Raw genomic sequence first — 17,852 nt, 5'->3', positions numbered from 1 at the left:
AGGCTCACAGGTTGTACTGCTTGCGTTTGCGGTACAGGGTCGAGGCATCAATGCCGAGTGTCTTGGCCGCCTGATCCAGCGTATCAGCGGTGGCGAGGACGGCACCGATGTGCGCTTTCTCCAATTCATCCAGGCTCAACGCTGCGCCAATACGCGGCGCACTGTTGGTCGAGGTCTCGGCCATGCCCAAGTGGCTGATCTCGACCCGTTCCTGAGGGCAGATAATGCTCGCCCGCTCCACGACGTTACGCAGTTCGCGGATGTTGCCGGGCCAGCGGTAACTCAGCAACGCTTCGCGAGCCTCGTCGCTGAAGCCCCGTGCCGGACGTGCGTACTCCTTGACGAAGCGAGCCAGGAAACGGTCGGCAAGGTTCAGAATGTCTTCCCGGCGCTCGCGCAGTGGCGGCAAGTGCAAAGTGATGACGTTCAGGCGATAGAGCAGGTCTTCACGGAAACGACCGTCGCGCACCATGTCTTCGAGGTTCAGGTTGGTCGCGGCGAGGATGCGCACATCGGCGCGGCGGGTCACTGGATCCCCCACGCGCTCGTATTCCTTATCCTGGATGAAACGCAGCAACTTGGGTTGCAACGTCAAGGGAAAATCGCCGATCTCGTCGAGAAACAAGGTACCGCCGTCCGCCTGATTGACGCGCCCCAAGGTGCTTTCACTTGCACCGGTGAATGCGCCGCGGCTGTGGCCGAAGAGCTCACTTTCCATCAATTCCGCCGTCAACGACGGGCAGTTGATGGTGACGCACGATTTCTTCTGGCGTTTGCTCCAGCCGTGAATGGCTTGGGACAGTTCACCTTTACCGGTACCTGACTCACCGAGAATCAGAATGTTGGCGTCAGTGCTGGCGACCTGGCGTGCGGTTTCGAGTACCACTTTCATGGCCGGGCTATGGGAATCCAGACCGTCCTTGGGTTTACGCACTTCGCCTTCAAGGGCTTCCAGCCGCGCCGAGAGCTGCCGGACTTCCAGCTGCTTGGCGGTAGCCAGACGCAACTGGTCGGGGCTGCAAGGTTTGACGAGGTAGTCGGCGGCGCCGGCCTGGATCGCATCCACGGCGGTGTCGACAGCGGAGTGAGCGGTGACGATCACCACCCGCATCCAGGGTGCCTGAATGCGCATCTGGGCCAGCACATCCAGGCCATTGTCTTCACCCAGGCGCAGATCGAGGAAGCACAGATCAAACACCTGACGTTGCAGCAACGCATCAGCCTGCGCTGCGCTGTTCGCGGTGGCGACGCTATAGCCTTCATCTTCGAGGCAATAGCGGAAGGTTCGCAGAATGGCGGATTCGTCATCCACCAGCAGAATGCGGCCTTGATGCTCAGTGGCTGATTCCATGTTCCTGCGCTCCTTTAACGAATGATCTTGATTAGTCCCGGAAAAATCGGGCAAGTTGCATGGTTGATTCTGATCCATTCCAGCCATGACAGGGTAGCTCTCTACTCATCCATTAGCTAATGGGCTGATTTCTCTGGTTTTTTACAAAAAAACCGCCGATGTGGCAATTACCCACGTCCCTTTCTGACATCCGCGCCCTCCTCTCAATTCAAAAATAATCAAAGTTGCCGGGAATCGATCGTGCAATACGCACGACCCTGCGCGGCTCATCGTGCAGGATGCGTCCACCCTGATTTTCACGATCAAGCTAACCGATTGATTTAAAACGATTTTTTTATATGAAAAAGCTGGCATGCAGGCTGCAATAGTCTGAGTAATCAGGGCCATTTTGTATCGACGCCCACTGACAAGATCACCACCAGAGTGGGAGGAGTTTCAGGATGAATCGCCAACGTGTCGCCCCATTGCGCATCTCGCCTTTGCATCTTCAACAAGGCCTGTTTGGCGTTCTGGCGCTGCTGATCACGCTGATCGCAGGCCAGCAGTTCCTGCTTTGGGAACAGAGCCAGCAACCAGAGGTTCCGCACGTGTCGATTCAACATGCAACCCAGACCCATTTCAGCGCCGTCAGCAGCAGCCAGGCTGACCTCGCCCCGATGCGAATGATGGACGTCGACCAGGCTCAGCCTGCGGATGAGATGCCTCGTCAGGAACGTTGGGTGTTCTGAGCTAAAGAACTTGGCGCGCTCGATGCGCCGGGATAAGCACCACAAGCTACATCTCTAATATAGAAGCGTAAGGAGAATCACCATGTTGAGCTGGGCAATCACATTCTTGATCATTGCCATCATCGCCGCAGTACTGGGCTTCGGTGGTATCGCGGGCACCGCCACGGGTATCGCCAAGATTCTCTTTGTCGTGTTCCTGGTGATGTTCATTGCTTCCTTCTTCTTTGGCCGTCGTGGTCGAGGCTGAATATGAGCGTTTTGTTAAAGACTCTGGCAGCCGCCCTGCTTCTGGGCGGTGGTGCCATGGCGATGGCGGCCAATGACGGCCAGACGCGGGCTAGCGAATTGTTGAATTCGGACCCGCAGTACCGTGAAACGTGGACTAAAGTCGTTAAAAAGGAAGAGCGACTGCCGGAATGGGTGATGAACCTGTCTGGTGATGCCGAGCAAATGAATGCTGTTGAAGAAGACGGCGACAAGTACTTGGTCGGGCCGCTTTGCGAAACGCAACCGACGTGCCTGAACAAGCGCCTGATCGTGGCTTTCAGCTTCGACAAAAAGGACGCCTACGCCATGCTGGTCGAAGTGCCTGCAGGATTGCCGGCCGACAAGTCGCCAACGCGACATGCCGACTACCGCTTCCTCGGGAAACCGGATCAAGGCATGCAGGACCTGTTGATGGAACAGCTCAAGAAAGATCCGAACTGGTACTGAGTTTGAAACACGAAAGGAGCAGCATCGCTTCTTTCCAGTGCGCTACCCGAGGAAGGCAGGCGCATGACCAAGGGGTCGGGACGTTCTGACTGTTTCAGGGTCGGAGTGACCTACGGGCACATGGAGTGTCTGCGCAAGGGCCGGGTCAGGTAATAAAGCTGCGACGCAAGTTCGCCAGCCCAAAGTGGCTCGACGGACTTGCGAAGAGCTTCAACGTGCAAAGCGTTGATCTAGAGCACTGCGCTCATTCCCCTCTGCTGCATATTCCCCGCAAAACCGTTTCTCGGTGTTTCTTCACGACCGTATATCGAGAAACCTCCGACTTTCGGTAGAAGAGTATTAGCTGCCAAACGTAGGCTTTTTCCGAAATTTCGTCATGAATTCAACTGTTTAAAAAACAACCAACCTCCTCTGAAATGGCCGGTTCACGGCACTTATGCCTGCCGAAATGTCGTATTCGAACCGGTTGGGACGCGAGTTTCAATTCAAAAAGCTCATGCCGATTCGGCATAGGGTAGGCGTTTACGGCATTAGACGTCGCTTCCTTGCATCGGAATAGTTGCGCCTTTTTTCGCCTGCCAGAGAGCCGTAATAAAGCGCTCCGGGGCACCTTATACGGGGGCAGATGCACAGAATTTTTCGCCACGAGCGTTCCAGTTCTTGCATCCGCCTGAGTCAAACGCAAGTAAGGGTAAAGATATGAAGAAGGCAAAGCTCAGCCTCGCCTGGCAGATCCTCATCGGTCTGGTTCTGGGGATAGCAATCGGTGCGCTGCTCAACCATTTCAGTGCCGAAAAAGCCTGGTGGATCAGCAACGTCCTGCAACCGGCAGGCGATATCTTTATCCGTCTGATCAAGATGATCGTGATCCCGATCGTCATCTCCTCGTTGATCGTCGGCATCGCTGGTGTAGGCGACGCGAAGAAACTCGGGCGTATCGGCCTCAAGACCATCATTTACTTCGAGATCGTTACCACCATCGCCATCGTGGTCGGTCTGGTGCTGGCCAACGTGTTCCATCCGGGCACCGGCATCGACATGAGCACCCTGGGTACGGTGGATATTTCCAAGTACCAGGCGACGGCGGCCGAGGTTCAGCATGAACATGCGTTCATCGAAACCATCCTCAACCTGATCCCGTCGAACATCTTCGCGGCCATGGCCCGCGGCGAAATGCTGCCGATCATCTTCTTCTCCGTATTGTTCGGCCTCGGTCTGTCGAGCCTGCAATCGGACCTGCGCGAGCCGCTGGTGAAGATGTTCCAGGGCGTGTCGGAAAGCATGTTCAAAGTCACCCACATGATCATGAACTACGCCCCGATCGGCGTTTTCGCACTGATCGCGGTGACCGTGGCCAACTTCGGCTTCGCCTCTCTGGTGCCACTGGCCAAACTGGTGATCCTGGTTTACGTCGCCATCGCCTTCTTCGCCTTTGTGGTGCTGGGCCTGATTGCTCGCCTGTTCGGCTTCTCGGTGATCAAGCTGATGCGCATCTTCAAGGATGAGCTGGTCCTGGCCTACTCCACCGCCAGTTCCGAAACCGTGCTGCCGCGCGTGATCGAGAAGATGGAAGCCTACGGCGCGCCGAAAGCCATTTGCAGCTTTGTGGTGCCGACCGGTTACTCGTTCAACCTCGACGGCTCGACCCTGTACCAGAGCATCGCGGCGATCTTTATTGCCCAGCTGTACGGCATCGACCTGTCGATCAGCCAGCAATTGCTGCTGGTGCTGACCCTGATGGTGACGTCCAAAGGCATCGCCGGCGTACCGGGCGTGTCCTTCGTGGTGTTGTTGGCCACCTTGGGCAGCGTGGGTATTCCGCTGGAAGGCCTGGCGTTCATCGCCGGTGTCGACCGCATCATGGACATGGCGCGTACTGCCTTGAACGTGATCGGCAATGCCTTGGCCGTCCTGGTCATCTCCCGTTGGGAAGGCATGTACGACGACGCCAAGGGCCAGCGCTACTGGAACTCGCTGCCGCACTGGCGCAGCAAGGAAAAACTGCCGGTAGGCGAAGTCTCCAGCAACTGATAGCTGAACCCTGTGGAGTCTGGCTCCCACAGTGACCCGAGCAGCCACACAAACAAACCCCGGAGAAATCCGGGGTTTGTCGTTTCTGCACACCCCGCTATCATTCGCGGCATTCTTCGGGGGATTTAACTGATGCTCAATGGCCTGTGGCTTGGCTTTTTCATCGTGGCTGCCGTTTCGGCGCTGGCGCAATGGCTGATCGGCGGTAACGCCGGGATCTTCGCGGCGATGGTGGAGAGCATTTTCGCCATGGCCAAGTTATCGGTCGAAGTCATGGTCCTGCTGTTCGGCACCCTGACCCTCTGGTTGGGCTTTCTGCGAATTGCCGAGAAAGCCGGGATCGTCGAGTGGCTGGCCAAGGCGCTGGGCCCGCTGTTTCTGCGGCTGATGCCCGAAGTACCGGCAGGTCACCCGGCCATCGGCCTGATCACGCTCAACTTCGCCGCCAACGGCCTGGGCCTGGACAACGCCGCCACGCCGATCGGCCTCAAAGCCATGAAGGCGCTGCAAGAGCTCAACCCCAGCGCCACCATCGCCAGCAACGCGCAAATCCTGTTCCTGGTCCTCAACGCCTCCTCCCTGACCCTGCTGCCGGTGACGATCTTCATGTACCGCGCCCAGCAAGGTGCACCTGATCCGACGCTGGTGTTTCTGCCCATCCTCCTAGCAACAAGCTGCTCGACAGTAGTGGGCTTGCTGTCGGTAGCGTTCATGCAACGTCTGCGGTTGTGGGACCCCGTGGTGCTCGCGTATCTGATTCCCGGTGCCTTGGCCCTCGGTGGCTTCATGGCGCTGCTGGCGACGCTCTCGGCGACCGCTCTGGCCGGCCTGTCCTCGATCCTCGGCAACCTGACGCTGTTCGGGTTGATCATGCTGTTTCTGGTGATCGGTGCCTTACGCAAAGTGAAAGTCTACGAAGCGTTCGTCGAAGGCGCCAAGGAAGGCTTCGACGTAGCCAAGAACCTGCTGCCATATCTGGTGGCGATGCTTTGCGCCGTCGGCGTACTGCGGGCGTCCGGGGCACTGGATTTTGGTCTGGACGGGATTCGGCACCTGGTGGAGTGGGCCGGTTGGGACACACGCTTCGTCGACGCTCTGCCGACGGCGATGGTCAAACCGTTCTCCGGCAGCGCTGCGCGGGCGATGCTGATTGAAACCATGAAGACATCCGGGGTGGACAGCTTCCCGGCGCTGGTGGCGGCGACGATTCAGGGCAGTACGGAAACCACGTTCTACGTGCTGGCGGTGTACTTCGGCGCGGTGGGCATCCAGCGGGCGCGGCATGCGGTGGGGTGTGCGTTGCTGGCGGAGCTTGCCGGCGTACTGGGCGCGATCGGCGTTTGCTACTGGTTCTTCGGTTAACTACAAAACCCTGTAGGAGTGAGCCTTTGTGGCGAGGGGACTTGTCCCCGTTGGACTGCGCAGCAGTCCCAAAACCTGAATTCTCGGTGTATCAGATACAACTTGAATTCAGAAATTGGGGCCGCTTCGCGACCCAACGGGGACAAGTCCCCTCGCCACAAAGGCTCACGCCTACATTGGGTTTGTGTTGGTTTTAAGGGCGAGGCGGCGGGGCGGCTTTCTGGCCTTGCTCAACCGCCCAACTCACCACCTGCGCCGTCAACTGATCGCTCGCCTGGCCAAACCCGGCCACCACCGCCGGCACCTTCACATCGCTCAATGGCTGACGCACTTCAAAGCGGCGGCTGGCGAGGATGCGCTGGTCATACCCGCGCACCAGCAACGCATCCAGCCGCACGACCACGCTGGCAGCGGTGCCTTGGTATTCGGTCTGAAACGCCTGCAAGCTCCCGCCCAATTCCAGGTCTGCCTGGAAATTGCTGTCATCCGTGCTCAGTAGCGGCACTCGACCGTCCTGCTGGAAACCATCAAGCAACCGATTACGCAGCAACACCGGCGCCGGATCGCTCCAGCGCGAGGCGGCGTAGCTGCTGATCAAATCACCTTGCGGGATCACGGCGATTTTCGGGCTGTTCAACGCTTCGCTGGCCTGCGGCTTGGTCAGGCGCAGCGACCAGCGTTGCGGCGTGCCGTGGCTGGCCGAAACGCTGCTCTGGGCCGACGGCAAGCGATAGACATCGGACGGCTCGGACTTGGGCAAGATCGAGCAGGCGCTGACCAACGTGAAGCCGGCAAGGAGGGCGAAGGTCGCAAACTTCATGGCGTGAACTCCTTGTTCTTGTCATTGCCGAGCAAATAACCGCTGGGGTTGGCTTCCAGGCGTTGGGAGATGGTCCGCAACGACGTCAGGGTGTCGCGCAATTCACGCACCGCAGGCGCCAGGCCGTTGAGGCCTTGCATGCCGCTGTTCAGAGAGTCCTGATTGGTCGTGAGCAATTTATTGATGGTGGCACTGCTTTGCTCCAGCGATTTCATCGCCTGCTCGGCACTGCCGAACATCTGCTTGCCCTGATCGTTGAGCAGCCCGTTGGCATTACGCATCAGCGCCGACGTCTGCTCCAGCATGGCGCCAGCCTGCTTGCCGACGGACGCCAGTTGCTGCATCGCCTGACGAATATCGCCACGCTGGTCGGCGATGGTGCCGGTGGTTTGTTCCAGATGTTCCAGCGTCTTGCTGATGCGCTCGACGTTCTCCGTGGAAAACATCAGGTTGGCGTTATGCATCAGCGTGTTCACACCGGCCATCAGGTCACCGCTGTCATTGAGCAAGCGAGCGATAGGCGAGGGCGACGCGACAATCACCGGCAGATAGCCGTCCTTGCCCTTGAGCGTCGGACTTTGCGGCGTACCGCCGCTGAGTTGAATGATCGAGGTGCCGGTGATCCCGGTCAGCGCCAGGATGGCCCGGGTGTCTTCCTTGATCGGCGTATCGCCGCCCAGGCGAATCCGCGCCAGCACCCGACGCGGGTCTTTCGGGTCCAGGCGCAACGTCACCACGTCGCCGACCTTGATCCCGCTGTACTGCACGGCGCTGCCCTTGGACAAGCCGCTGACCGCCTCGTTGAAGACGACTTCGTAATCCTTGAACTCGGTGTCGACGCTGGACTTGGCCAGCCACAGACCGAAGAGCAGGGCGCCCGCCACCACAATCACGGTGAACAGGCCGATCAATACATGATGGGCTCGGGTTTCCATGTCAGACCTCATTCAACTGTTGAGCGGCGGTCAGCGCCGCGCGGCCGCGAGGGCCATGGAAGTATTCGTGAATCCACGGGTCGTCGGTTTCCGAGACCTTGTCGATGGCGTCCGCCACCAGCACCTTTTTCTGCGCCAATACCGCCACCCGGTCGGTGATGGTGTAGAGCGTGTCGAGGTCATGGGTGACCAGAAACACACTCAGGCCCAAGGCATCGCGCAGCGTCAGGATCAATTGATCAAAGGCTGCGGCGCCAATCGGGTCGAGGCCGGCGGTGGGTTCGTCGAGGAACAGGATGTCCGGGTCCAGCGCCAACGCCCGGGCCAGCGCCGCGCGCTTGATCATGCCACCGGACAGCGAGGCAGGGTATTTGTCCGCCGCCGACAGCGGCAGCCCGGCCAGCGCCAGTTTCACCGCCGCCAGATGCTCGGCGTCTTCACGGCTCAGGCCGGCGTGTTCGATCAGGGGCAGGGCCACGTTCTCGGTCACGGTCAGCGAAGAGAACAGCGCGCCTTTCTGGAACAGCACGCCGAAGCGCCGTTCGACCATCGAGCGCTCGTGTTCGGACAGGGTCGGCAGGTTCTTGCCAAAGACCTTCACCACGCCTTCGCTGGGCTGGCGCAAGCCGACGATGCTGCGCAGCAGCACCGATTTCCCGCTGCCGGAACCGCCGACCACGGCAAGGATTTCGCCCTTATACAAATCCAGGTCGAGGTTCTCGTGCACGCTTTGGCTGCCGAAGCGATTGCACAGCCCACGAACTTCGATCACCGCCTCGGAGGGCGCTCGGGGTAAACGACTCACCAGCCCATCTCCATGAAAAACAGCGCGGCCACGGCGTCGAGCACAATCACCACGAAAATCGACTGCACCACGCTCGACGTGGTGTGAGCGCCCACGGACTCGGCGCTGCCACTGACCTTGAAGCCTTCGAGGCAACCGATCGCGGCGATCAGGAACGCGAAGATCGGCGCTTTGACGATCCCCACCAGAAAGTGCTGAACGCCGATATCGGTTTGCAGCAGCGACAGGAACATCGCCGGCGAGATCCCCAGCGACACGGCACAGACCACGCCACCGCCGATGATCCCCGAGATCATCGCCAGGAAGGTCAGCATCGGCAGCGCCACCAGCAACGCCAATACCCGTGGCACCACCAGCAACTCCATCGGGTCGAGGCCCAATGTGCGGATGGCGTCGATTTCTTCGTTGGCCTTCATCGAGCCGATCTGCGCTGTGAACGCACTGGCGGTTCGACCGGCCATCAGGATCGCGGTCAGCAACACGCCGAATTCACGCAGGAAGGAGAACGCCACCAGGTCCACGGTGAAAATACTCGCGCCGAAACTCGCCAACACCGTCGCCCCGAGAAACGCCACCACGGCACCGACCAAAAAGGTCAGCAGCGCGACGATGGGTGCGGCGTCGAGGCCAGTCTGTTCGATGTGCGCGACCATGGGCGTGATGCGCCAGCGCTTGGGGCGAAACAGCCCGCGCGCGATGGTTTCGAGGATCAGGCCGACGAAGCCCAGCAGTTGCAGGGTGTCCTGCCAGACGGCGTCAACTGCACGACCGATGCGGGTCAGCAGTTGAATGCCGACGCTGATCTCCGGTTCCTTGATCGGCACGCAGAAGTCGCTGAGCGAGCAGTAAACCGTCTGCAACAAGGCGCGGTCGGCAGGGGACAACGTGCAATCGGGATGCTCGGCAGACCGGCCCAGACGCTCGGACCCGAGCAATTCCACCAACAGCGACGCGCCGGCGGTATCGAGCGCACCGAGGCCATTGAGGTCGATGTGCGTGCTGTCGTCGTATTGGCCGCGGAGCTTTTCGCTCAGGTGCTTGAGATCGGCGTAGTGGGCGAGCGTCCAGTCACCCGTGACCCGCAGTTGTGCCGGGGAGTGAGAGGCGTCTAGCTGGGCATTGCCGGCCATTGTGCTGCTGGTCATAAGCTCCGTGCTTGTTCGGCTATTTACGCAGAGCTACGTAATAGCACGAACCGGATTACTTTTCTTTGATCGGTGTGCTGTCCGAGATTTTGAAGCGAAGCACACCGATCAGTTGCCCGTCTTCGGTCAGCACCCGAACCTGCCACTTACCCGCAGGGTTGCCGGGGAAGTTCTGCTTGTGTGTCCAGGCGCGATAGCCTTCCTTGCGCCCGCCATGGATGTCCAGAGCGATGCGATCAACCTCTTTGCCGTTGAACGTCCAAACGTGATAAATCCGTTCGTCCAGACCGCGTGGAGCATTGATCGCGGTGTAGGCGTACAGGCCGTCTCCACGGATCTGCTCGGCGCTGACTTCTTCAAGACTCTTGCCCGGCGTGCGGTCCTGCATTTGCGTACTGATCGCCACGTCGGTCATCCACAGCGTCGCCGGCGGAACCCACGAACGCAGGACCCAGCCGACCCCCCCGATACCCACGGTGATGCTCAAGATCGCCAGCGCATTGCGCAGGGTCCGGATCGGGAAGATCGATGCCAGGCTCGGGAACGACAACACCACAGCGGTGCCCAGGGCCAGTTTGAAGCTCTGGGACGTGGTCAGGTGCAGGATGACGGGCAGGGCGGTCAACAGCGCGGCAAACAGCGTCAGCGTGTGCAACGCCAGGAACGCCCAGCGCCGGGGCGCCAGCCATTTGTAGTAGAGCGGGTCGATGATGGAAATCAGCGCCGCCATGCTCAGCAACCCGGTGAAAAACAACTGGCCGCTGTTCCACGTCGTGGTGATGAAAAAGAACGGCAGGACGAAGAACAGGCTTTCCTGGTGGATCATCTGCGTGGCGTAACGCAGCAAAGGCTGGGGGATTTCGCGTTTGAAAAGCTTGGTGAACAGCTTGGTCAGGCTGTTTTCCAGCATCAGCCAGATCCAGCTGAGCACCATGATGGTGGTGATCCAGGTCGCCAGGCCCTGTTGCCGATCCACCAGGATGAAACTGCCGACCCCGGAGATAAAACCACCGAGCGCAATGACCCCTGGATAGCGCTTCATCAGTTCCAGGATGCGCTGGACGTACAGGGTCAGAGTAGGCATTCGGCGGTTCACAATAGTCGTGGGAAAAATCCTCGACAGAGTACCGCCCGGGCGCAGGCGTGGCGAGGGGGATACGTCCGTTTGCCCTATTCAACATTGTGGCGAGGGAGCTTGCTCCCGCTGGGGTGCGAAGCGCCCCCAAACCCGCACACTGCGTGTCATCAGGTAGAACGCAAGCACCGGTTTTACGACTGCTGCGCAGCCGAGCGGGAGCAAGCTCCCTCGCCACAAAAGCCCGGCTGCCAGGGCGGCCAGTTAACGGCGGCGATGGACTCGCCAAGCCAATATCCCGAGGACAAGCAATCCAAACACCCCGGCCATCGCCCACATCAACTGGTCATAGCTCATCAGCGGCTTCTCGATCCGCACATACCCCGGTTGCACGAGCAACTCGCGCATGGCCTTGTTCGCTTCCGCCAGGGTCACGCCTTGCAGTTCCTTGGCCGGGTCGGCGAAACGCCCGTCCTGATAGTCGCCCAGCGCGCTCCAGTAGTAATCGGCCAGCGCGCTGTTGCCTTGCACGGCCCAGGCCTGGCGGGCGATGGCGGCCTGTTTGAGGCGGTTGAAGGTGTCTGCGTCGAGACCATTCTTGAGCAAGTCGGCCTTCAAATCCTCCAGCACCTGTTCGGCCTGTGTCACGTCGTCGCGATCAAGGTCGGCGTTCAGGCTCATGAAGCCCACCCCGCCAAACACCTCGCGCTCGGCCGAGGGGCCGTAGGACAAACCGTGAGCCAAGCGCAGCTGGCGATAGAGCGCCCAGTCCAGATAGTCCTTGAGCAGGTCGAAGGTTTCGTCGTGCTGATCCTGCAGCACCGGTTCCGGCACCAGCCAATGCAACTTGGCGCCGCCACCGACGAAACCATCGCTCAGCGTCCGTTGATGGGCGGCACTGGCCTGGATTTCCGGCAGGGGCAGGTGATCGGTAGGGTCGACCGCTTCAAGTGCGCCATAGGCGCGTTCCAGATACGCCGGCAACAACTTGTCGAGCTCGCCGACCACGATCAGCGTCATGTTGTTGGGCGCGTACCAGGCCTTGCGCACCGTCTCCAGTTGCTCGCGGGTCAGGTGATCGACCTCGGCCCGCTCGGGGCATTTAAGGCCCAGCTCTATCGCCAGCTGATTGCTCGCGGTGTGGCCCAGGTCCTGACGATCCAGCCAGCGCTGCAAGTGCGAATAATGGCCGCCGTCCTCACGCTCGACCACTTGTTTGGCGGCGTTGATGGCGTTGTCGTCGATTCGGGTCTGGGTCAGCAGCGCCAGCAGCAGGTCGAGCACCTTGCGCTGGTTTTTCGCCGGGGCTTCGATGACGAACGTCGTGTCAGCGTTGCTGGTGAAAGCGTTCCACTCACCGCCCAACGCCTGCATGCGCTCTTCCAGGCCGCCTTCGCCGGTGGCATCGATGCCGCTGAACAACAAGTGCTCAAGCAAATGCGGCAGCTCCTTGTCGGCGCAGCTGAAATCATCCAGGCCCACACCGACCACCAGACGAATCGCCACATGCCCGCGCTCGGTGCCGGGTTTGAGCAGCAATTGCAGACCGTTGGGCAGCGTATAGCCCTCGACCTGGAAGCGATCCAGGGCAAACGAAGGGGATGAGCCGAGCAACAGACAGGCGAACAGCAGACAACGCATAGCAAGCTTCCAGGCAACCAATCGGAGATCCATGCCGTCCTTCAGGCCGCTATCGCGGGCAAGCCCGCTCCCACAGTGGATCTTTGGTGTACTCGGAACCTCTGTCCGACCAAATCACCTGTGGGAGCGGGCTTGCCCGCGATGGCGGTCTTGAGGCTGAACCAATGTAACTGACTGACCCCACCGCCAGACGTTCAAGGCGAATGCGTGATGTCAGCCATATCGTCGACCGCCAGTGCACCGGTGTCCGATGTTTCCAGCACCACATATGCGCTGCTGCAGAACAGCGAATTCAAGCGCTTCATGTCGGCGATCAGCTCCAGGTGCAGCGAGCTGGTCTCGATACTCTGCACGATCTTACGTTGCAAGCGGCTGACATGAGCATGGGCCAGGCGGCGTTCCTGTGCGCGAAAGCGACGTTTCTCACGCAGCAGCTGGCGGGCACTTTCCTTGTCGGCACTGAGAAATACCGACAATCCCAGGCGCAGGTTGGAGATCAACTGGCTGTGCAACCCGGCCAATTCTTCCAGCCCAACCTCGGAAAAAGACCGGCGCTGCGAAGTTTTCTGCTGCTGCACCTTGCGCAGCATGCGTTCGATCAAATCGCTGGCCAGCTTGAGGTTGATTGCCAGTTCGATGATTTCCGCCCAGCGCCGGCTGTCTTGATCACTCAGGTCTTCGCGGGGCATTTGCGCCAGATAGAGCTTGATTGCGCTGTAGAGCGCTTCGACATCATCTGTCAGTTTGCGCATTTCCTGGGTGATGGCGGATTGGTCGCCGCGCAGCACGTCGAGCATCGCTTCGAGCATGTTGTCGATCAGATCTCCCATGCGCAGGGTTTCCCGGGCGGCGTTGGCCAGCGCCAGGCTGGGCGTGACCAGCGCGGTCTGGTCGAGGTGCCGGGGTTTCGCCATGCCGTTGAGCTCCGGTCGCTCCGGCAGCAGCCACGCGCAAAGCCTGGCCATCGGGCCGACGCTGGGCAACAGGATCAGGCAGCGCGCGGTGTTGTAGAGCAGGTGGAAGCCGATGACCATTTCCTGAGGGCTGAAGTCGAGGCTGTCGATCCAGTGCACCAGCGGGTCCAGCACCGGAATGATCAGCAGCAGGCCGATCAGTTTGTACAACAGGCTGCCGAGCGCCACCTGACGCCCGGCGGCGTTTTGCATGCTGGTGCTGAGGAACGCGAGGATGCCGCTGCCGATGTTTGCGCCGATCACCAGGCCGATGGCCACCGGCAGGCTGATCACACCAGCGCCAGCCAGGGTCGCGGTCAGCAGCACGGCGGCCAGGCTGGAGTAGGAAACCATCGCGAACAACGCGCCCACCAGGGCATCGAGCAGGATGTCACCGGTCAACGAGGCGAAAATCACCTTCACGCCCTGCGCCTGGGTAATCGGCGCGGCGGACTCGACGATCAGTTGCAGCGCCAGGATGATCAGCCCGAGACCGATGCTGACGCGGCCCATCTGGCCCAGTCGGGTTTGCTTGCGGGACAGAAAGAAAATCACCCCGAGAAAGATCAGCAGCGGCGACAGCCACGACAAATCGAACGTCAGCACCCGCGCCATCAGCGCCGTACCGACATCCGCGCCGAGCATGGTCGCGAGAGCGGGAGTCAGCGCCATCAGGCCCTGACCGACAAAGGAAGTGACGAGCATGGCCGTGGCGTTGCTGCTCTGGACCATCGCCGTGACGACGATCCCCGAGATGAACGCGAGCCAGCGTTTGGACATGTTCTGGCCAATCACATGGCGCAGATTGGAGCCGTAGACCCGCAAGATGCCGGTTCGGACGATGTGCGTGCCCCAGATCAACAAGGCCACGGCAGATAACAAATTGAGCAGGGTGAGCATGCAGGCCCCCTGTGGTGGTATCGCCCCAAAGGAGCAAATTGACGGTGCCGCGCGACGTTCTACGTTCTGTACTTAAGCTGTAGTTGGCTAACGGTCTGGGCGCCAGCATCGCATAGCTAAAGAAGTGATTGAAACAAAACTGTCATGAAAACAGGTTCATGCAGACATGAAAAAGGGACCCGAAGGTCTCAGCCGGACAGTTGAAAAGGTGCGCGACACAACCCCTGTGGCGAGGGAGCTTGCTCCCGCTGGGCTGCGCAGCAGCCCTAAAATCGGTGGGAGTTCAATCGCTAAAGATATCGTCGCCTAGCCCTACGTCGATCAAATATTTGGCTGTCTCGGGGTTTCGTTCAGCGCAGCGGGCATAACATTTGATGTGAAGGATCAAACTGTATTTGTGCGGAATCAACAATATGACGCCGTCAACTTGATCAAAGAGTTTCGCCTGAAGCCGCGCCTTATCCCCCTTGGTTTCTATTTTTAGCCAGTCGTTACCCTCCACAGGTTCTGGAGTCCACCCGAGTTGATTGAACTTTTGTTGTAACTTTTCAAGGAGTGCTACCGCTTGCTCGAACGGCAAGGTTTCCAGCATCGGCGACGTAGTCAGGGTGATCGCTTTGAATTTGGACCAACTGATCGCACCGAACGTGGTAGCGGGCAGCGTAAAACCATAGTCGGGATCATCAAATCTGATGACGACTGGATGGCTGATCCAGGTAGAGCTCGGATGAGGTGGATCTTTAGCGTGGTTAGGATCCCCAGGATAAATTGCCGTATTGCCATAAACAGGGAATGTCGAGTCTTGTGCGACTTCTCTGTATGACTTCCCGATATGAATGTTCAAAAAATCAACTGGGTGGTGAAAAGAAGTCAGACAAATGAATAGCATAAAAAATGCGGCTCTTTGCAAACACCGACGCTGCCTTCTGGCGCTACTTTTCATTCGCTGTAGTAATCCGAACCGACACTGACATCAATCAAATACTTCGCCGTTTTCGGGTTGCGCTCGTCACAGCGTGCGTAGCATTTGACGTTGAGCGCAAGACTGTATTTGTGGGGTATCAACAGCACGGCCACCACCACGTGGTCAAACAGTTCAGCCTGAAGCGTTCTTTTATCATCCTCGGTAGCGGTTTCAACCCAAGGATTTCTTTCGGCATTCCACAGTACCCAACCAGCATTTTTTAGTTGGTTCTGTAACTGATCGAGCACCACAATCAATTGGTCGAACGGCACCGTTTCAAGCATCGGAGAAGTCGTCATGGTTGAGACTTTTCCTTCATCAAATCCAATTGCACCAAACTTGGTAGTGGGCAGTGTAAAGCCATGTTCAGGATCATCAAATTGGACTACAACTGGATTGCTGATCCAAGTTGAACTCGGATGAGGTGGTTCACTTGGATAAACGGCCGTGTTTCGTTTAACTGGGAATGTGGAGTCTTTAACGAGTTCTACGTACGGCTTACCGATATGAAGGATCAACCTTTCAATCGGGAAGTGAAAAGAGGTTAGGCAAACGAAAAGGAAAAAAAACGTTACTTTGAGCAGACAATCGCCCTGCCTCGGGAAGTAACTCCTCATTTCTCGATGCGATCCCGCCCAATGCTGATATCGATCAGGTACTTTGCTGTCGTCGAATCCCGCTTATCGCAGTATGCATAGCACTTAATCAAAAGCAGCAGGTTGTACTTTCCCGGCACATAAAAGTCTATGCCCACGGCCTGATCGAAGAGCTTGGCCTGTAATTGATCACGCTCTGCGACAGACACGGCGCTGAACCAATTATTATTCTCTAAAGGCGCTAGCTGCCACCCTCGGGATTTGAGGGTGTTTTGTATCTCCACCAATCGAATCACTGCCTCTCCAAATGGAATTGTTTTCGACATGGGCGACGTAGTCAGTGTCGTGACTTTCTGGCCTGCATACGTAACTGCTCCAAATACCGTGGGAGGGAGTTTGAATCCGTAAGCAGGATCATCAAACTCAATGACGGTCGGGCTGCTGATCCACGTAGAGCCAGGCCTAGGAGGGTCTTCTGCGTCGGTGGGATCACCTGGATAGATTGCCGTGTTGTCCTCGACAGGGAATGTCGAATCTTGGACAACCTGCTCGTAGGGTTTTCCTATATGGACGGATAACGTCTTGGTACCCGAGCGGGAATACACCAGGCTACCCACCACTAGAAGAATCAAAAAAATCAAAATCAACCAGCGCTGAGATCTGGTCACTGGCGTACTCCATTTCCATTTGCGATATCTGTGATGGAGCTTTGTAGCTGGCTTTTAGTGGCTGGATTCTTTAGCAGGCTGTTGAATTGCGCTGCGGCACGGAGCACGAACTCCATCCTTTGGTTTTTATCCGCAAGATTTGCTAACGGATTGTTGCTGAAGGAGACACTTCGGTTGTCGGGTGCTTTGCACTGACTGGCCAAGGTGAGTTGTATTCCCTCTGGAACGCCGGAAAGCAGCCCCGTCACGACAGAAACAATATCTGAAGCATGTGTGCCACGAATGAGCGAAGCGAACCTCACATCCTCGTACATCGCGGGTTGCAGGATATTAATCTGCTCATGAGCGGCCATTGAGTTGACGCTGTCGGCAATTTTTCCCGCATCGATTGCCTCAAACGTATCAACGATCTCTTTATGAGCGACACCGAACGCAACGGTGTTTCCTATCGGCCACATCACATCCTTGACTATTTCTGCGCGACTTTTCAGACACTTCTCCATTTCCTTGTAGCCACGCACCATAAAAAAACGGTGCAGAGGATAAACATCCAAAAATAGAGAGGTGTTTCCCAATGCCAACATCTCGTACACATAGTCCAGTTGTTGTTGGACCAGCGAACGGGAATTGTCGCCAAGCGTGATGTCCGTGGTGGGAACCGGATTTTCTGACCTAGCTTTGTCTACTTCCTCTTGGATTTTGGGATCGGTCAGACTGAGCTTGAACCCTAACCCCTCAAACAAGGTTTCCGATGGGGCTTCTCGTAATTTACGGTGAGCTTCTTTTTCTGCAGCGATACCTTTTTGTAACTTGGTGGCATGGATCAACCCACACCCCACCTGCTTCGAAGCAAACGCCGCCAACCCCGCCCATTGAAACCGGTTATCCGCCAGCCACAATTGTGCATAGGCCGCGTTGATCTTGCGGTTGCGGGCTTGCGGGTCGGCAATCAACACGCCGCCCGGTGCGACCCACTCTTCGGCTTCTTTTTGAAACCTGCGCCACAGGCAATTACAGGTCAGTAATGGCACTTCAACGCGGGTTTTCGGGTTAGGGCCGCCCTTAGTGGTTTCGCGTTTGCAAACGGGGAGTTCGCAGGTGCTGTCCCAGAGTTTCTTCATGTCCAGGTCGTCTGGGGCCATGCATTGTCCAGTCATTTCATTC

At 58.2% G+C, this 17,852-nt stretch carries 17 protein-coding genes; 5 read left to right on the top strand and 12 right to left on the bottom strand.

Annotated elements, in window-relative coordinates:
* Positions 1 to 4: 4 nt before the first annotated feature.
* Complete coding sequence (gene algB / locus ACA075_RS00255; protein WP_497296814.1) at positions 5 to 1,351, bottom strand: sigma-54-dependent response regulator transcription factor AlgB; 1,347 nt, start codon at positions 1,349 to 1,351, stop codon at positions 5 to 7.
* 440 nt (positions 1,352 to 1,791) lie between these two features.
* Here algB and ACA075_RS00250 point away from each other — a divergent pair, with 440 nt between their 5' ends.
* The 5 genes from ACA075_RS00250 to ACA075_RS00230 all read left to right on the top strand — a co-directional run bounded on the left by ACA075_RS00250 (position 1,792) and on the right by ACA075_RS00230 (position 6,186).
* Positions 1,792 to 2,079: a hypothetical protein gene (locus ACA075_RS00250; RefSeq protein WP_497296813.1), complete on the top strand. Its 288-nt coding sequence runs from the start codon at positions 1,792 to 1,794 to the stop codon at positions 2,077 to 2,079.
* An 82-nt stretch (positions 2,080 to 2,161) separates the two neighbouring features.
* Complete coding sequence (locus ACA075_RS00245) at positions 2,162 to 2,326, top strand: DUF1328 domain-containing protein (RefSeq protein ID WP_003177151.1); 165 nt, start codon at positions 2,162 to 2,164, stop codon at positions 2,324 to 2,326.
* Positions 2,327 to 2,328: 2 nt separating this feature from the next.
* On the top strand, positions 2,329 to 2,793 hold the full coding sequence (locus ACA075_RS00240) for an inhibitor of vertebrate lysozyme family protein (protein WP_497296812.1): 465 nt from the start codon (positions 2,329 to 2,331) through the stop codon (positions 2,791 to 2,793).
* Between the two features lie 699 nt (positions 2,794 to 3,492).
* Positions 3,493 to 4,824, top strand: a complete 1,332-nt coding sequence (gltP, locus tag ACA075_RS00235; protein ID WP_497296811.1) for a glutamate/aspartate:proton symporter GltP — start codon at positions 3,493 to 3,495, stop codon at positions 4,822 to 4,824.
* Between the two features lie 132 nt (positions 4,825 to 4,956).
* Positions 4,957 to 6,186, top strand: coding sequence for a nucleoside recognition domain-containing protein (locus ACA075_RS00230; RefSeq protein WP_497296810.1), 1,230 nt, complete (start codon positions 4,957 to 4,959; stop codon positions 6,184 to 6,186).
* Positions 6,187 to 6,379: 193 nt separating this feature from the next.
* Here the strand turns inward: ACA075_RS00230 and ACA075_RS00225 are convergent, their stop codons facing one another.
* The 11 genes from ACA075_RS00225 to ACA075_RS00175 form a co-directional block, all read right to left on the bottom strand.
* Positions 6,380 to 7,006: an ABC-type transport auxiliary lipoprotein family protein gene (locus ACA075_RS00225; protein WP_497296808.1), complete on the bottom strand. Its 627-nt coding sequence runs from the start codon at positions 7,004 to 7,006 to the stop codon at positions 6,380 to 6,382.
* Positions 7,003 to 7,941, bottom strand: coding sequence for an MlaD family protein (locus ACA075_RS00220; RefSeq protein ID WP_497296807.1), 939 nt, complete (start codon positions 7,939 to 7,941; stop codon positions 7,003 to 7,005). The genes ACA075_RS00225 and ACA075_RS00220 overlap by 4 nt, the downstream gene beginning before the upstream one ends.
* 1 nt (position 7,942) lies before the next feature.
* Positions 7,943 to 8,746 carry an ABC transporter ATP-binding protein gene (locus ACA075_RS00215; protein WP_219094742.1) on the bottom strand — a complete coding sequence of 268 codons (804 nt, stop codon included), beginning with the start codon at positions 8,744 to 8,746 and terminating at the stop codon, positions 7,943 to 7,945.
* A complete protein-coding gene (locus ACA075_RS00210; protein ID WP_219094741.1) occupies positions 8,743 to 9,891 on the bottom strand; it encodes an ABC transporter permease in 1,149 nt (382 codons plus the stop codon). The genes ACA075_RS00215 and ACA075_RS00210 overlap by 4 nt, the downstream gene beginning before the upstream one ends.
* A gap of 55 nt (positions 9,892 to 9,946) precedes the next feature.
* A complete protein-coding gene (locus tag ACA075_RS00205) occupies positions 9,947 to 10,975 on the bottom strand; it encodes a DUF5924 family protein (RefSeq protein ID WP_497296806.1) in 1,029 nt (342 codons plus the stop codon).
* Between the two features lie 255 nt (positions 10,976 to 11,230).
* Positions 11,231 to 12,607: a M16 family metallopeptidase gene (locus tag ACA075_RS00200; RefSeq protein ID WP_497296805.1), complete on the bottom strand. Its 1,377-nt coding sequence runs from the start codon at positions 12,605 to 12,607 to the stop codon at positions 11,231 to 11,233.
* Between the two features lie 194 nt (positions 12,608 to 12,801).
* Positions 12,802 to 14,460, bottom strand: coding sequence for a Na/Pi cotransporter family protein (locus ACA075_RS00195; protein ID WP_497296804.1), 1,659 nt, complete (start codon positions 14,458 to 14,460; stop codon positions 12,802 to 12,804).
* Between the two features lie 283 nt (positions 14,461 to 14,743).
* Entirely contained in the window at positions 14,744 to 15,403 is a 660-nt protein-coding gene (locus tag ACA075_RS00190; RefSeq protein ID WP_497296803.1) for a hypothetical protein, read from the bottom strand.
* Positions 15,400 to 15,942: a hypothetical protein gene (locus ACA075_RS00185; protein WP_497296802.1), complete on the bottom strand. Its 543-nt coding sequence runs from the start codon at positions 15,940 to 15,942 to the stop codon at positions 15,400 to 15,402. Before ACA075_RS00185 ends, ACA075_RS00190 begins: the two co-directional genes overlap by 4 nt.
* A 95-nt stretch (positions 15,943 to 16,037) precedes the next feature.
* Positions 16,038 to 16,688 carry a hypothetical protein gene (locus ACA075_RS00180; protein WP_497296800.1) on the bottom strand — a complete coding sequence of 217 codons (651 nt, stop codon included), beginning with the start codon at positions 16,686 to 16,688 and terminating at the stop codon, positions 16,038 to 16,040.
* On the bottom strand, positions 16,685 to 17,845 hold the full coding sequence (locus tag ACA075_RS00175; RefSeq protein WP_497296799.1) for a DUF2515 family protein: 1,161 nt from the start codon (positions 17,843 to 17,845) through the stop codon (positions 16,685 to 16,687). The genes ACA075_RS00180 and ACA075_RS00175 overlap by 4 nt, the downstream gene beginning before the upstream one ends.
* Positions 17,846 to 17,852 lie beyond the last annotated feature (7 nt).

It is taken from the genome of Pseudomonas sp. LBUM1663 (assembly GCF_059695905.1).
Note: the sequence above shows the minus strand (reverse complement) of the source record. Positions and strands in the feature narration are given on the sequence as shown.

What these genes read in the sequence shown, in the direction of transcription:
- ACA075_RS00225 (WP_497296808.1), bottom strand. Translation starts at nt 7,006, where the DNA reads ATGAAGTTTGCGACCTTCGCCCTCCTTGCCGGCTTCACGTTGGTCAGC.
- ACA075_RS00210 (WP_219094741.1), bottom strand. Translation starts at nt 9,891, where the DNA reads ATGACCAGCAGCACAATGGCCGGCAATGCCCAGCTAGACGCCTCTCAC.
- ACA075_RS00205 (WP_497296806.1), bottom strand. Translation starts at nt 10,975, where the DNA reads ATGCCTACTCTGACCCTGTACGTCCAGCGCATCCTGGAACTGATGAAG.
- ACA075_RS00195 (WP_497296804.1), bottom strand. Translation starts at nt 14,460, where the DNA reads ATGCTCACCCTGCTCAATTTGTTATCTGCCGTGGCCTTGTTGATCTGG.
- ACA075_RS00175 (WP_497296799.1), bottom strand. Translation starts at nt 17,845, where the DNA reads ATGACTGGACAATGCATGGCCCCAGACGACCTGGACATGAAGAAACTC.
- ACA075_RS00200 (WP_497296805.1), bottom strand. Translation starts at nt 12,607, where the DNA reads ATGCGTTGTCTGCTGTTCGCCTGTCTGTTGCTCGGCTCATCCCCTTCG.
- ACA075_RS00190 (WP_497296803.1), bottom strand. Translation starts at nt 15,403, where the DNA reads ATGAAAAGTAGCGCCAGAAGGCAGCGTCGGTGTTTGCAAAGAGCCGCA.
- gltP (WP_497296811.1), top strand. Translation starts at nt 3,493, where the DNA reads ATGAAGAAGGCAAAGCTCAGCCTCGCCTGGCAGATCCTCATCGGTCTG.
- ACA075_RS00220 (WP_497296807.1), bottom strand. Translation starts at nt 7,941, where the DNA reads ATGGAAACCCGAGCCCATCATGTATTGATCGGCCTGTTCACCGTGATT.
- algB (WP_497296814.1), bottom strand. Translation starts at nt 1,351, where the DNA reads ATGGAATCAGCCACTGAGCATCAAGGCCGCATTCTGCTGGTGGATGAC.
- ACA075_RS00245 (WP_003177151.1), top strand. Translation starts at nt 2,162, where the DNA reads ATGTTGAGCTGGGCAATCACATTCTTGATCATTGCCATCATCGCCGCA.
- ACA075_RS00240 (WP_497296812.1), top strand. Translation starts at nt 2,329, where the DNA reads ATGAGCGTTTTGTTAAAGACTCTGGCAGCCGCCCTGCTTCTGGGCGGT.
- ACA075_RS00230 (WP_497296810.1), top strand. Translation starts at nt 4,957, where the DNA reads ATGCTCAATGGCCTGTGGCTTGGCTTTTTCATCGTGGCTGCCGTTTCG.
- ACA075_RS00250 (WP_497296813.1), top strand. Translation starts at nt 1,792, where the DNA reads ATGAATCGCCAACGTGTCGCCCCATTGCGCATCTCGCCTTTGCATCTT.